Genomic DNA, 13,524 nt, shown 5'->3' with positions numbered 1-13,524 from the left:
GTCACAGGAATACGCCGCTTCAATGATCCCGAAACTCTTTATGGCAGGCACTACAGGCGTCTTCTACTTTCTGCACCGCCGGCCCCAGGTTACTGGCCTTGTAGGGTTGCATCTGGCTGGCAATCACCAGCTCACCGGTGGCGCCTTCAAGGGTGCGGGCCATTTCCTGGAAACGCGCCTGTTTCTGCCAGACATCGTCCTTGGCGCTGGTGTGATCTTCTTCGCGCACCTGCGGGAAATGTTTCCACGGCTCATGGGACAACGCGTCAAGCTTCACGGCACCGTCGGCGAATTTCGGACCATCGAACGGAATACGCCCACGCAACATGCCACCCAGGTCTTCACCGGTCTTGAGCATTTGCTTGAAGATCGCCTTGCGTTGGCCCAATGGCGAATTCGGGTCGACACCGCCGCAGGCGGACAAGGTCAGGCAGGCCAGCAATACAACAGAAAGTCTTTTAAGAGTCATGGTGGCTACAGGTCACTGGAATCGGCAACCAGTATCCTCGCGTCACCGGTAAAGACCAATAGCCCTATTATCAATACGGGTTGTTTGAGTGCATGGAGCACTCAGGCAACCGGCAAAGGAATTACTCCATGAACAGCCGTTTCAAGGCGTGGCGTCACAACCTGGCCTGGACCCTTCCGATGGTGGCCGTACTTGCGGGCTGCACCGGTGGCGACAGCAGCAAACCGAAAACCCACGCACTGGCGACCTACTCCAGCGCTACCTGGGAAGCCCTTCCAGCGGTGTCCGACAACGACCTCATCGCCGGTTTCAGCTCGTGGCGCAGCGCCTGCACCCGACTCAAGGCCGACCCGGTCTGGGGTGGCACCTGTGCCGCTTCCGCCAACGTGCAGCCGACCGCCAGCGACATCCGCGGCTTCCTCAAGCAGAACCTCGATGTTTACGGCTTGCGCGCCGCCAATGACAACCCCAACGGCCTGATCACCGGTTACTACGAACCGGTGTACCCCGGCAGCCTGACTCAGACCGAGCGAGCGAACATCCCGGTGTACGGCGTGCCCGAGGACATGATCATCGTCTCGCTGGACAGTATCTACCCGGAGCTCAAGGGCAAACGCTTGCGTGGACGGCTCGAAGGTCGCGTACTCAAGCCCTATGACGATGCGGCAACCATTGAAACCAAAGGCGTGAAGGCGCCGGTGATTGCCTGGCTGACCGACCCGATGAACCTGCAGTTTCTGCAAATCCAGGGTTCGGGGCGCATTCAGCTCGATGATGGCCGTCAATTGCGCATCGGTTATGCCGACCAGAACGGCCACCCTTACCGCCCCATCGGTCGCTGGCTGGTGGATCAGGGTGAGCTGAAGAAAGAAGAGGTGACCATGAGCGCCATCGATAACTGGGCCAAGGCCAATCCGACGCGCATTCCCGAACTGCTCGGCAGCAACCCCAGCTACGTGTTCTTCAATCGCAACCCGGACAGCAACGAAGGGCCGCGTGGTTCGCTGAATGTACCGCTGACCGCAGGTTATAGCGCGGCAGTGGACCGCAAGGTGATTCCGCTCGGCAGTCTGTTGTGGTTATCGACCACACGCCCGGACGGCAGCGCATTGGTACGTCCGGTGGCTGCACAAGACACCGGCGGCGCGATTGCCGGCGAGGTCCGCGCAGACCTGTTCTGGGGCACGGGCGAGGCAGCCGGGCAACTGGCCGGCGACATGAAACAGCAAGGACAGATCTGGATGCTTTGGCCTAAAGGGGCGGCGTTGCCACAAGTGCCGCAGGTGGCTGACACACTTTAAAAGCAAAAGATCGCAGGCTTCGCCAGCGCCTACATTGACCGCGTTCGTCCAATGTCGCGGATGAACATCGCCCCCTGTAGAGCTGCCTAAGGCTGCGATCTTTTGATCTTGTCTTTAAACAGACACCACAAAGAAACTGACGATCAACCCCATCCCCACAAACCACACCAGCGACCGGAGCAATGCCCAGTCCGCCAAGTAGCAAATGATGAAGAGCAGTCGACTGGTGATGAACAGCACCGACAGCACATTGATCGTCACCAGTTCGGCATTGCCGGCCAAGTGAGCCACGATCACCGCCGCCGCAAACGCCGGGGTCACTTCAAAACTGTTCAGTTGCGCCGCATGCGCCCGCTTGCCCAAGCCTTCCAGGGAATCGAGAAAGCCCCGAGGATCATGGTTGTGCCTAAGCCTGAACCCGCCACTGACCTTGGCGATGCCTATGCACAAATAAGGCAAGCCGATCGCAATCAAAATGCACCACAGAGCAACCGTCATAACGCAGTCCCTTTTCAAGTTATAGAGAATCGAATTCCATCAGGGGTGACTAAAACTTCATCACCAACATGCCGATCAGCACCAACCCACAGGCTAAGAGCCGGGGCTTGCCGAAAGGTTCTTTCAGATAGCGCATCCCGAACAGCACCACCAGAATCACACTGATTTCGCGCAGCGCCGCCGCTTCGGCAATCGAGCCGAGTTGCATGGCCCACAGCACCAGAGCGTAACTGAACAGTACGCAAAACCCGACCGCCAAGCCCAACCGCCACTGCTCGCGCCAGAACAGCATGAACGCGGGGCGTTTGCTCACCAGCGCCAACAGCGGAAACGGCCAGGCACTGAACAAGGTGACCCACACAAGGTAGTCCAGCGGATGGGACCAACGCCGCAAGGCCTGGCCATCGATGAAGGTGTAGCAACCGATGCACAACCCGATCAGCGCCACCACCGGCAGCATCGACCACGGCAGGCGCACCCCGCCGCCGCCCTGCCAGAGCAGGCACAACATGCCGAACGGAATGAGCAAAATCCCGAAGATCTGCTGAGCCGTGAGCACTTCGCCGGCGAAGATCAGCGTCAGCGCCAGCACCACCAAGGGTGACAGGCCACGCATCAACGGATAGACCAGCCCGAGATCGCCGACCCGATAGGCCTGGATCAACAGGTAGCGATAGAGCAACTCGAATGCCGCCGACGCAAGAATCCACGGCCACATCTCCAGTGGCGGCAGCGCCACGAATGGCAGCATCAACGCGACAAACAGCAACGCCACGCTGTCCATGCAGGCCACCACCAACAGCCGCTCCGCGCTGAATTTGATCAGGGTATTCCACGCCGCATGCAACAGCGCCGCCACCAACACCAGAATCGTCGCAAGCACGGCACACTCCTTATGTTGCCCCCACCCTCCCCCGTAGGGCAGAGATTTGATTCGCCATATGTCCGCAGCTGTTTATACTGCAAGCGACCACGCCGCACTCAGTTGCGCACGGACTAATTCCAATAATTCCTGCCTCTGCCCGTTCTCATCGAGAACGGTTGTCGGCCTGCGTATGCCTGATCAAAGCGTCAAGACTACCGACAGAGACCTTGCGCATGCCACTCGCCTTGCTTGCACTGGCCGTTGCCGCTTTCGGCATCGGCACCACTGAGTTCGTCATCATGGGTTTGCTGCCCGATGTCGCTCGCGACCTCGCCGTGAGCATTCCTCACGCCGGCCTGCTCATCACCGGTTACGCCCTGGGCGTGGTGTTCGGTGCGCCGATCCTCGCGGTCGGCACCGCCAACATGCCGCGTAAAGCCACGCTGTTGGGCATGACGATGATGTTCATTCTCGGCAACACCCTCTGCGCCCTTGCGCCGAACTACGCCACATTGATGGCTGCACGGGTGATTACTGCTTTGTGCCATGGTGCGTTTTTCGGTATCGGCTCAGTGGTCGCTGCCAGTCTGGTGGCACCGAACAAACGAGCCCAGGCGATTGCCATGATGTTCACCGGCCTGACCCTGGCCAACGTGCTGGGCGTGCCATTGGGCACTGCGCTGGGGCAATACGCCGGCTGGCGTTCGACCTTCTGGGCGGTGTCGGTGATTGGCGTAATTGCAGCGATTGCGCAGTGGGTCTGGCTGCCCAAGGAAATTCCCATGGACAAGGCCAACCTGGCCAGCGAGTTCAAAGTGCTGGGCAAGGTCAATGTGCTGCTGGCGCTGGGCATGAGCGTGCTGGCGTCCACCAGCCTGTTCAGCGTGTTCACTTACATTGCGCCGATCCTGCAAGACATTACCGGCGTCAGTCCGCATGGCGTAACCATCATGTTGCTGTTGTTCGGGGTCGGCTTGACCGGGGGCAGCATGCTCGGCGGCCGATTGGCGGACAGTCGTTTGCTGCCTTCGCTGGTGGGGATGACATTGGCTGTGGCCGTCGTGCTGGCCGCCTTCAGCCAGACCAGCCATTCGGTGATCCCGGCGGCGATCACACTGGTGTTGTGGGGGATCTTCGCCTTCGCGCTGTGCCCGATCCTGCAATTGCTGATCATCGATCAAGCCCATGAGGCGCCAAACCTCGGGTCGACGTTGAATCAAAGCGCATTCAATCTCGGCAACGCAGCCGGGGCGTGGATTGGCGGGCTGGTCGTGGCCAGCGGCGCGGACCTGGCGGACTTGCCGTGGACCGGCGCACTGGTCAGCGTGTTCACGGTGCTGACGGCGCTGTTCTTCATCTACCTGCAACGCCGCAGTGCTGCCGCGGTTAATGCCTCTAGCTGACATTGATCATTTTTTGATCTTCTGCGGTTCGGATTCCTGAGCCCGCTCCGCAGAGGTCTTCGGCGGCCCGCTTTCACTGCGAATCTGCGCGTGACTGATCAGCGCGAAGATAAAACTGCCGCCAATAATGTTCCCCGCCAACGTGGGAGCGGCGAACACCAGCCAGAAATCCTTCCACGGCAACTCGCCGGCGAACACCAGGTACGAGACCTCGACCGATCCGACCACGATGTGGGTGAAATCGCCCAGCGCCATGAAATAGGTGATGAGGATGATGATCCACATCTTGGCGCTTTCCATGGACGGGATCATCCAGACCATGGTGGCGATCATCCAGCCGGAGATGATGCCTTTGGCGAACATCTTGCTGGCATCGTTCTCCATGACCTTGCGCCCGATCTCAAGGAAGGCCAGATCGGTCTTGCTGTCGAAAATCGGCAGGTGCAGCATCACATACGCCACCAACAAGGTGCCACAGAGGTTGCCCACCAGCACCACCGTCCACAGCCGCAACAATCGACCGAAATTACCCAGCGTTGGCTTGCTCATGATCGGCAGCACGGCAGTCAGGGTGTTTTCGGTGAAGAGTTGCTGACGGGCGAGGATCACCGCGAGAAAACCTGCGCAATAACCGAAGCTGGCGATCACCTTGAAGCCTTCGCCGTCCGGCAGGCGCGAGTTGAGCAGCCCCATGCCCATCAGCGACAGACCCATGGTCAGGCCGGCAGCCAGGGCCGACCACCACAGCGCCGCAACGCTACGCTCGAGTTCCTGATCGCCTTGGGTGCGAATGATTTCGTGCAGCACCGCCGCACGCGGGGGCTGGTTTTTGTCGACCTCGCGCTGTTCCTGTGCCGAGAGGTCCGGGGTCTTGCCGTCTTTGGGCGTGTCCATAGCGTTCCTGAACCGGTGGCGTGTCTAGGTACGACACGCGGGGATCGGAGCTGTTCACTACCCGGGGGAACACAGCAAACCCTGTGGCGAGGGAGCTTGCTCCCGCTGGGGCGCGAAGCGGCCCTAAAACCTTTCACCGGGTTCCTCAGACAGACTTCATTGCCGGATTACGACTGCTTCGCAGCCGAGCGGGACGGTGCGGCGATCCGACAAGCTCCCTCGCCACAGAAGCGGCAATTATTCGCCAATGTCATCATCCTTGAACTGGTCTTTGACGTACCTGATCTCGGTCCGGCCGTGCGGCATGGGCAGGCCGTCTTCGCCAAGGTTCACGAACACCATCTTCTCTACCGTCAAAATGCTCTTGCGAGTGATCTTGTTGCGCACTTCACAGGTCAGGGTGATCGAAGTGCGACCGAACTCGGTGGCGGTGATGCCCAGCTCGATGATGTCGCCCTGGCGCGAGGCGCTGACGAAGTTGATTTCGGAAATGTACTTGGTGACCACACGCTGATTACCCAGCTGGACGATGGCGTAGATCGCCGCCTCTTCGTCGATCCAGCGCAGCAAGCTGCCACCAAACAGCGTGCCATTGGGGTTGAGGTCTTCGGGTTTTACCCATTTTCGGGTGTGGAAATTCATACTCACTCCTGACCGTCTTGCCGATTAATGCCGGCCATCATGGCAGAGCCCGGACTAGAGCTCTATTAAGCATCGACTATGATCTCGATTACCGTTCGGACATTGACCAACAGAAACGCTTTGGAAGATCAGCATAGCCCGCTATAATCGCCCCCGTTTCAAAACGGTCATCTTTGATTGATACCGTTTTCCCGCCACCTGTCCGAGGGGCGCTGCAGCAGGTTCGACCTGTCAGGCTCGGATGGGGCGTTGACTGGCCACGGCCAGACACTAAACGCACAACGGCGCCCATTCGCATACATTACGAATGGAGGCTCTTCATGAGCGCTGTTATCACGCCTGCAGATTTTAACGATTACAAAGTCGCCGACATGTCCCTGGCTGCCTGGGGCCGTCGCGAAACCATCATCGCCGAATCCGAAATGCCGGCCCTGATGGGTCTGCGCCGCAAGTACTCCGTCGAGCAACCGCTCAAGGGCGCGAAGATTCTCGGCTGCATCCACATGACCATTCAGACTGCCGTGCTGATCGAAACCCTGGTTGCCCTGGGTGCCGAAGTACGCTGGTCGTCCTGCAACATTTTCTCGACTCAGGATCAGGCCGCCGCCTCCATCGCCGCTGCCGGTATCCCGGTGTTCGCCTGGAAAGGCGAGACCGAAGAAGAGTACGAGTGGTGCCTGGAGCAAACCATCCTCAAGGATGGCCAGCCTTGGGATGCCAACATGATCCTCGACGACGGCGGTGACCTGACCGAGCTGCTGCACAAAAAGTACCCACAAGTACTGGATCGCGTTCACGGCGTCACCGAAGAAACCACCACCGGCGTTCACCGCCTGCTGGACATGCTGGCCAAGGGCGAGTTGAAAATCCCGGCCATCAACGTCAACGACTCGGTGACCAAGAGCAAGAACGACAACAAGTACGGCTGCCGTCACAGCCTCAACGACGCGATCAAGCGCGGCACCGACCACCTGCTGTCCGGCAAGCAAGCGCTGGTCATCGGTTACGGTGACGTGGGCAAGGGCTCGGCCCAGTCCCTGCGTCAGGAAGGCATGATCGTTAAAGTCTCCGAAGTCGACCCGATCTGCGCCATGCAAGCCTGCATGGACGGTTTCGAACTGGTTTCGCCGTTCATCGACGGTATCAACAACGGTACCGAAGCAAGCATCGACAAAGCGCTGCTGGGCAAGATCGACCTGATCGTGACCACCACCGGTAACGTCAATGTCTGTGACGCAAACATGCTCAAAGCCCTGAAGAAACGCGCTGTTGTCTGCAACATCGGTCACTTCGACAACGAAATCGACACCGCTTTCATGCGCAAGAACTGGGCATGGGAAGAAGTGAAGCCGCAGGTTCACAAGGTTCACCGTACCGGTCCAGGCGCTTTCGACGCCCAGAACGACGACTACCTGATCCTGCTGGCCGAAGGCCGTCTGGTTAACTTGGGCAACGCCACTGGCCACCCAAGCCGCATCATGGACGGCTCGTTCGCCAACCAGGTTCTGGCGCAGATCTTCCTGTTCGGCCAGAAGTACGCCGACCTGTCGCCAGCCCAGAAAGCCGAGCGCCTGACCGTTGAAGTACTGCCGAAGAAACTCGACGAAGAAGTGGCCCTGGAAATGGTCCGCGGTTTCGGCGGCGTGGTCACTCAACTGACCAAGCAACAGGCTGACTACATCGGCGTCACCGTCGAAGGCCCGTTCAAGCCGCACGCTTACCGCTACTGATCGGTCCTGCTGTCCGCTTCCTCAAAGGGAGCGGACTTATGCAGAAACCACGCGCGCTCTGTAGGAGCGAAGCTTGCTCGCGAACGCTTCACCACGGTGCTTCTGAAACACCGCGGCGCCTGATTCGCGAGCAAGCTTCGCTCCTACAAAGAACGTAGCGTCCTGCAAGGCTTATACGCTTCCAAGGATATGACCATGTCCCAAGACCGTCGCTACAGCTTCGAATTCTTCCCGACGAAAACCGATGCTGGGCATGAAAAACTGATCGCCACTGCCCGCCAGCTGGCGACCTACAATCCCGACTTCTTCTCCTGCACCTACGGCGCTGGCGGTTCGACTCGTGATCGCACCCTCAACACCGTGTTGCAACTGGAAAGTGAAGTCAAAGTTCCTGCCGCACCGCATCTGTCTTGCGTGGGCGACAGCAAGGACGACCTGCGCGGCCTGCTGACCCAGTACAAGGCCGCCGGCATCCAGCGAATCGTTGCGCTTCGCGGTGACCTGCCCTCGGGCATGGGCATGGCCAGCGGCGAGATGCGTCACGCCAATGACCTGGTTGAATTCATTCGTGAAGAGACTGGCGATCATTTCCACATCGAAGTCGCCGCTTACCCGGAAATGCATCCGCAGGCGCGCAACTTCGAAGACGATCTCAACAACTTCGTACGCAAGGCCAACGCCGGTGCCAACAGTGCGATCACTCAGTACTTCTTCAACGCCGACAGCTATTTCTACTTCGTCGAGCGTGTACGGGCCAAGGGTGTGAACATCCCGATCGTGCCGGGGATCATGCCGATCACCAATTACAGCAAGCTGGCGCGCTTCTCCGACGCTTGCGGTGCGGAAATCCCGCGTTGGATCCGCAAGCAACTGGAAGCCTACGGCGACGACACCCAGAGCATTCAAAGCTTTGGCGAGCAAGTCATCACCGAGATGTGCGAACGCCTGTTGCAAGGTGGCGCACCAGGGCTGCACTTCTACACGCTAAACCAGGCTGAACCGAGCCTGGCAGTGTGGAATAACCTGAAGTTGCCGCGCTAATAGCCGTTAACGCAAGCTCAAAAGATCGCAGCCTTCAGCAGCGCCTCCAGGGGATTACGTACCTCTGCAGGGGCTGCCGAAGGCTGCGATCTTTTGCTTTTAACGTCCGATCCAGAGCCTCTGGATCCAGTTTCTGGCTCTTTATGATTTCTCGTCGTAATCTCAAGCCATGCCCCTGATCACTCAGTTACTGACCGTCCTTCTGTTCACTTGCCTGAGCTTCACCGCTTGGGGCGAGAAGTTGCGCATTGTCACCGAACCCTGGGCGCCTTACGTGTATGAAGAAAACGGCACGTCGCTGGGTCTTGACTACGAAACCACGGCCATTGTCTTCAAACGTCTCGGGATCGACGTGGAATGGCAGTTCCTGCCGTGGAAGCGCTGCCTGTCGATGCTCGAGCAAGGCCAGGCGGACGGCGTGCTGGATATTTTCCACAGCGATGAACGCGAAGCGACCCTGCTCTACCCCAGCGAACCGCTCTCGCAAGTCGAATTCGTGATGTTCTACGCCAATGAACGGCCATTTCCATTTCGCACCCTGGACGACCTGAAAGGCCTGACCATCGGCACCTCGCCGGGCTACCTGTACAGCAAGGACTTCAGCGAATCGACGCTGTTCACCCGGGAACCGGCCCCCACCCATGAAGCCAACTTCGGCAAACTGGTGCGCGGGCGAATCGACCTGCTGATCACCGATCGCCGGGTCGGCCAGTACTTGCTCGATCAACTGGACATCCGCGACAAGATCACCGAGAACCCGACCGTCATCAGCCAGCAGAGCCAGTATCTGGCGGTACGCCGCAATGCCGGGATGGATTTGCTGGTGCAGCGGTTCGGGGCCGAACTCAAGCGCTTCAAGCGTGAGCCCGCCTACGCCGAACTGAGCGCCCGCTATGGTGCCGGCCTGGCCACCGAAGCACGGGCCGCCAACGCCACCGCAACCGGCGGAAAAACCGTTGAGCAGCAGGAAAGCGGCGCACAGTGATTGCTCTGTTATACTCCGGCCTTCCCGCCAGGCTCACGCCCGGACGCTCGGACTTGTTCAAGGCATCTCGATCCCGCTACAGCGCAGCTTTACCGGCCCGCGCGAGCGCTCCAGACGAGCCTTCGAGGCCCAGCAGGACCGGACGGGATTGCGTCCTCTTAAACGCCATTCGCGCCAGGCAAGACTCCCATTGGGCCAAGCCCTAACTAAAACAGGATTACTCATGTCCTTTGCTTCCCTCGGTCTCTCCGAGGCTTTAGTCCGCGCCATCGAGGCAGCGGGCTATACCGAGCCTACTCCGGTGCAACAGCGGGCCATTCCCGCCGTGTTGCAAGGTCGCGACCTGATGGTTGCGGCTCAGACAGGTACTGGTAAAACCGGCGGCTTCGCCCTTCCGATTCTGGAGCGGTTGTTTCCCAACGGTCACCCGGACAAATCCCAGCGTCACGGCCCGCGCCAACCACGCGTACTGGTCCTGACCCCAACCCGCGAACTCGCGGCTCAGGTGCACGAGAGCTTCAAGGTCTATGCCCGTGACCTGAAGTTCGTCAGCGCCTGCATTTTCGGTGGCGTCGGCATGAACCCGCAGGTTCAAGCCATGTCCCGTGGTGTCGACGTGTTGGTGGCCTGCCCCGGTCGCCTGCTCGACCTCGCCGGCCAAGGCAGTGTCGATTTGTCCCACGTGGAAATCCTCGTACTGGATGAAGCCGACCGCATGCTCGACATGGGCTTTGTCCATGACGTGAAAAAGGTCCTCGCCCGCCTCCCGGCCAAACGGCAGAACCTGTTGTTCTCGGCGACGTTCTCCAAAGACATCACCGACCTCGCCGGCAAGCTGCTGCACAACCCGGAACGCATCGAAGTCACGCCACCGAACACCACGGTCGAGCGGATCGAACAACGCGTATTCCGTCTGGCCGCCAGCCACAAGCGTTCGTTGCTGGCGCACCTGATCACCGCCGGCGCCTGGGAACAGGTGCTGGTATTCACCCGCACCAAGCACGGCGCCAACCGCCTGGCCGAGTACCTGGACAAACACGGTCTCACCGCCGTCGCGATCCACGGCAACAAGAGCCAGAACGCCCGCACCAAAGCCCTGGCCGACTTCAAGGCCGGTGAAGTGCGCATCCTGGTCGCCACCGACATCGCCGCGCGCGGCCTCGACATCGACCAGTTGCCCCATGTGGTCAACTTCGAGCTGCCAAACGTCGACGAAGATTACGTGCACCGTATCGGTCGTACCGGCCGTGCCGGTCGTTCGGGCGAGGCGATCTCGCTGGTCGCTCCAGACGAAGAAAAACTGCTGAAAAGCATCGAGCGCATGACCAAGCAGAAAATCGCCGACGGCGACCTGATGGGCTTCGACTCCAGCGCTGTGGAAGCCGAGAAACCGGAAGTTCGCGAGCGTCCGGATGTGCGTAACCCGCGCAACCCACGTGGCCCACGCGGCGACGGCCCGAACGGCAGCGGTGGCGGCGGCGGTCGTAAAGACAAAGGCAAGGACAAGGGCGGCAAGGAAAAACCTGCTGCTGGCCGTGGCGAGCGCCCGGCCCGTGAACACAAGCCACGCGAAGGCACCCCGGCCCGCGAGCAACAACGCCCGGCCCCTCGCGCTGCCGCTGACCGTGCTCCGGACGAGTTCCTGGACGACGATATCGATAACTTCGGTAACCGCGTCGATTACGTGCCTCAAGCTAAACCGGCTCAGGGCCGTGGCCGCCGTCCGGGCGCACCGGCACAAGGCGCTGGTGCTCCACGCACCGGTCAGCCACAAGGTCGCCAGAACGGTCCGCGCAGCAGCAGCGGCGCAACCACCGGCACTCCACCGGCCAAGCGCAGCGGCCCACGCAATGGCGCTCCACGTGACGGCCAGGCCCGTCGTGAAGAGTCCCGCAATCGCCGTCCGGCCCGTGACGACCAGCCTCGTTCGGAACCGGCCGTGCAGAACCCGCGGAGCCCGGCACCGAAGATCATTCACAAGGAGTCGAAAAGCGATCGCTTCCCGACCCCTGAGCAACTGGATCAACTGCCAGGCCGTCCGCGCGGCGAAAAACCAGCATTGCTGACCCGCAACCGCTGAGTTTCTCAACGCCATGAAAAATGCCCCGGATCGAAAGATCAGGGGCATTTTTTTATGCTGGCGAAGAACCCTGTGGGAGCAGGCTTGCCCGCTCCCACAGTGGCTCGGCACCGTCCGCATGGATTCTGGCAGACCATAAAAAACGCCCCGGATCGCGAGATCAGGGGCGTTTTTGTTCAAGCAGCGAAATTCACTTCGCTTTCACACCTTCAAACGTAACGTACAGCTCGACCGCGTCAGACGCTGGGCCCAGGTCTTTCTGCTTGCCGAAATCGGAACGCTTGATGCTGGTGGTGCCTTCGAAGCCGGCACGGTAGCCGCCCCATGGATCCTTGCCTTCACCCAGGAACGTGGCTTTAACCACGATTGGCTTGGTCACGCCCAGCAGAGTCAGGTTGCCGGTCACGTCGGCCGTGTCTTTGCCTGCGGCGTTTTTGCCGGTAGGTTTGACGCTGGTGGAGACGAACTTCGCGTCGGCGAATTTGCCCACGTTCAGGAAATCAGCGCTGGCGATGTGCTTGTCGCGTTCGGCGTGGTTGGTGAACACGCTGGCGGTGCGCACATTGAACTCGATCTTGCTGTCTTCAGGCTTGGCAGCGTCGAAGCTGAACTTGCCGTCGATATCCTTGAAGGTACCGACGATGTAGCTGTAACCCAAGTGGCTGATCTTGAAGTCAACGAAGGCGTGCTGACCTTCTTTGTCGACCACATAGTCGGCCGCCATCACGTTAGCCGACAGTAGAGCAGAACCGATTGCCAGAGCGGCGAGCGTCTTTTTCAACATGCTTTCTATTCCTTTGGAGTCGAGGTTGAACATCAGGCTTTACGCCCCAGCATTCTCGCCAGGGTCGCATCACGATCGATAAAATGGTGTTTCAATGCTGCCAACGCATGGAAACCGGAAAAAATTACCAGCAGCCAGGCCAGGTACAAATGAATCACACCCGCGGTGTCTGCCTGGTCCGGTAGTCCGGAAACCAGTGCAGGAACTTCAAACAGGCCAAACACCGGAATCCCGACACCGTCTGCGGTGGAAATCAGGTAACCGGCAATCATCACAGCGAACAGACTGAGATAAAGGAAGGAATGGCCGAACTTGGCGCCAAGACGGGTCATGCGGCTATAGCTCGGCAAGAGCGGCGGCGGTGGGCTGATGAAGCGCCACACTACGCGCAGCAACATGACGACAAATAACACCAGACCAATGCTTTTGTGCAGATCCGGCGCGTCTTTACGCCAGGTGCTGTAGTAGTCGAGACCGACCATCCACAACCCTAACGCAAACAGGCCGAAGACGACCAACGCCACACCCCAGTGCATAAAGATGCTGACCCAACCGTAGCGGGAAGAAGAGTTACGTAGCTGCATTGCCCAAATCCTGTAAGAACTGCGCCCAAGACTATCGAGTTATCTATCGAATTAAAGCGGAAAATTTCGCTCTGAAATATCGAGAAATACGATCAAGACCTTGGGGGCGAGAGGTTAAGAGAGTGTTAACCGAAGGAAAAAACCTTCAGCCGCCGTCCCCCTTCGTCGCTTTCAAGTGCCTTTGCCACTCGTCAGAACTGTCATATCTGACAGTAGCCAACATTACAGGTCATTGATGGACTTGAACT

At 59.4% G+C, this 13,524-nt stretch carries 13 protein-coding genes and 1 riboswitch; of the genes, 6 read left to right on the top strand and 7 right to left on the bottom strand.

Annotation, left to right across the window (positions count from 1 at the left end; translation table 11 throughout):
* Positions 1–19: 19 nt before the first annotated feature.
* The gene (locus J3D54_RS10470) at positions 20–469 is read right to left on the bottom strand and encodes a cytochrome c (RefSeq protein ID WP_253417883.1); all 450 of its coding nucleotides are present in this window, start codon (positions 467–469) and stop codon (positions 20–22) included.
* Between the two features lie 128 nt (positions 470–597).
* Here J3D54_RS10470 and J3D54_RS10465 point away from each other — a divergent pair, with 128 nt between their 5' ends.
* The gene (locus J3D54_RS10465; RefSeq protein WP_253417882.1) at positions 598–1,770 is read left to right on the top strand and encodes a murein transglycosylase A; all 1,173 of its coding nucleotides are present in this window, start codon (positions 598–600) and stop codon (positions 1,768–1,770) included.
* Between the two features lie 114 nt (positions 1,771–1,884).
* Here the strand turns inward: J3D54_RS10465 and J3D54_RS10460 are convergent, their stop codons facing one another.
* Together J3D54_RS10460 and J3D54_RS10455 are read right to left on the bottom strand one after the other, a co-directional pair.
* Positions 1,885–2,268 carry an MAPEG family protein gene (locus J3D54_RS10460; protein ID WP_253417880.1) on the bottom strand — a complete coding sequence of 128 codons (384 nt, stop codon included), beginning with the start codon at positions 2,266–2,268 and terminating at the stop codon, positions 1,885–1,887.
* A 49-nt stretch (positions 2,269–2,317) separates the two neighbouring features.
* Entirely contained in the window at positions 2,318–3,151 is an 834-nt protein-coding gene (locus J3D54_RS10455; RefSeq protein ID WP_253417878.1) for an EamA family transporter, read from the bottom strand.
* 215 nt (positions 3,152–3,366) lie between these two features.
* Here J3D54_RS10455 and J3D54_RS10450 point away from each other — a divergent pair, with 215 nt between their 5' ends.
* Positions 3,367–4,536, top strand: coding sequence for an MFS transporter (locus J3D54_RS10450; RefSeq protein ID WP_253417876.1), 1,170 nt, complete (start codon positions 3,367–3,369; stop codon positions 4,534–4,536).
* A gap of 6 nt (positions 4,537–4,542) precedes the next feature.
* On the opposite strand, the gene J3D54_RS10445 is transcribed toward J3D54_RS10450, so the two are convergent.
* Together J3D54_RS10445 and J3D54_RS10440 are read right to left on the bottom strand one after the other, a co-directional pair.
* Complete coding sequence (locus J3D54_RS10445; protein WP_253417875.1) at positions 4,543–5,430, bottom strand: formate/nitrite transporter family protein; 888 nt, start codon at positions 5,428–5,430, stop codon at positions 4,543–4,545.
* A 237-nt stretch (positions 5,431–5,667) separates the two neighbouring features.
* Positions 5,668–6,072, bottom strand: coding sequence for an acyl-CoA thioesterase (locus J3D54_RS10440; RefSeq protein ID WP_064620913.1), 405 nt, complete (start codon positions 6,070–6,072; stop codon positions 5,668–5,670).
* 198 nt (positions 6,073–6,270) lie between these two features.
* A riboswitch (S-adenosyl-L-homocysteine riboswitch) is annotated at positions 6,271–6,369 on the top strand.
* Positions 6,370–6,392: 23 nt separating this feature from the next.
* On the opposite strand from J3D54_RS10440, the gene ahcY reads away from it, so the two are divergent.
* The 4 genes from ahcY to J3D54_RS10420 all read left to right on the top strand — a co-directional run bounded on the left by ahcY (position 6,393) and on the right by J3D54_RS10420 (position 11,908).
* Positions 6,393–7,802 carry an adenosylhomocysteinase gene (gene ahcY, locus J3D54_RS10435; RefSeq protein ID WP_018928740.1) on the top strand — a complete coding sequence of 470 codons (1,410 nt, stop codon included), beginning with the start codon at positions 6,393–6,395 and terminating at the stop codon, positions 7,800–7,802.
* 195 nt (positions 7,803–7,997) lie between these two features.
* Entirely contained in the window at positions 7,998–8,843 is an 846-nt protein-coding gene (metF, locus tag J3D54_RS10430; protein WP_253417874.1) for a methylenetetrahydrofolate reductase [NAD(P)H], read from the top strand.
* A 169-nt stretch (positions 8,844–9,012) separates the two neighbouring features.
* The gene (locus tag J3D54_RS10425) at positions 9,013–9,828 is read left to right on the top strand and encodes an ABC transporter substrate-binding protein (RefSeq protein ID WP_253417873.1); all 816 of its coding nucleotides are present in this window, start codon (positions 9,013–9,015) and stop codon (positions 9,826–9,828) included.
* A 223-nt stretch (positions 9,829–10,051) separates the two neighbouring features.
* The gene (locus tag J3D54_RS10420) at positions 10,052–11,908 is read left to right on the top strand and encodes a DEAD/DEAH box helicase (protein WP_253417872.1); all 1,857 of its coding nucleotides are present in this window, start codon (positions 10,052–10,054) and stop codon (positions 11,906–11,908) included.
* A gap of 190 nt (positions 11,909–12,098) precedes the next feature.
* On the opposite strand, the gene J3D54_RS10415 is transcribed toward J3D54_RS10420, so the two are convergent.
* A complete protein-coding gene (locus J3D54_RS10415) occupies positions 12,099–12,692 on the bottom strand; it encodes a YceI family protein (RefSeq protein WP_253417871.1) in 594 nt (197 codons plus the stop codon).
* Positions 12,693–12,724: 32 nt separating this feature from the next.
* Positions 12,725–13,276 carry a cytochrome b gene (locus J3D54_RS10410; RefSeq protein WP_253417870.1) on the bottom strand — a complete coding sequence of 184 codons (552 nt, stop codon included), beginning with the start codon at positions 13,274–13,276 and terminating at the stop codon, positions 12,725–12,727.
* Between the last annotated feature and the right edge of the window lie 248 nt (positions 13,277–13,524).

It is taken from the genome of Pseudomonas sp. GGS8, assembly GCF_024168645.1.
Classification (GTDB): domain Bacteria; phylum Pseudomonadota; class Gammaproteobacteria; order Pseudomonadales; family Pseudomonadaceae; genus Aquipseudomonas.
The sequence above is the reverse complement of the archived record's forward strand: the minus strand, read 5'-3'. Positions and strand labels throughout refer to the sequence as shown.

Bases quoted from the DNA above. Each gene is read 5' to 3' on its own strand.
- J3D54_RS10470 (WP_253417883.1), bottom strand. From the start codon at position 469: ATGACTCTTAAAAGACTTTCTGTTGTATTGCTGGCCTGCCTGACCTTG.
- J3D54_RS10465 (WP_253417882.1), top strand. From the start codon at position 598: ATGAACAGCCGTTTCAAGGCGTGGCGTCACAACCTGGCCTGGACCCTT.
- J3D54_RS10460 (WP_253417880.1), bottom strand. From the start codon at position 2,268: ATGACGGTTGCTCTGTGGTGCATTTTGATTGCGATCGGCTTGCCTTAT.
- J3D54_RS10450 (WP_253417876.1), top strand. From the start codon at position 3,367: ATGCCACTCGCCTTGCTTGCACTGGCCGTTGCCGCTTTCGGCATCGGC.
- J3D54_RS10445 (WP_253417875.1), bottom strand. From the start codon at position 5,430: ATGGACACGCCCAAAGACGGCAAGACCCCGGACCTCTCGGCACAGGAA.
- J3D54_RS10440 (WP_064620913.1), bottom strand. From the start codon at position 6,072: ATGAATTTCCACACCCGAAAATGGGTAAAACCCGAAGACCTCAACCCC.
- ahcY (WP_018928740.1), top strand. From the start codon at position 6,393: ATGAGCGCTGTTATCACGCCTGCAGATTTTAACGATTACAAAGTCGCC.
- metF (WP_253417874.1), top strand. From the start codon at position 7,998: ATGTCCCAAGACCGTCGCTACAGCTTCGAATTCTTCCCGACGAAAACC.
- J3D54_RS10425 (WP_253417873.1), top strand. From the start codon at position 9,013: ATGCCCCTGATCACTCAGTTACTGACCGTCCTTCTGTTCACTTGCCTG.
- J3D54_RS10420 (WP_253417872.1), top strand. From the start codon at position 10,052: ATGTCCTTTGCTTCCCTCGGTCTCTCCGAGGCTTTAGTCCGCGCCATC.
- J3D54_RS10415 (WP_253417871.1), bottom strand. From the start codon at position 12,692: ATGTTGAAAAAGACGCTCGCCGCTCTGGCAATCGGTTCTGCTCTACTG.
- J3D54_RS10410 (WP_253417870.1), bottom strand. From the start codon at position 13,276: ATGCAGCTACGTAACTCTTCTTCCCGCTACGGTTGGGTCAGCATCTTT.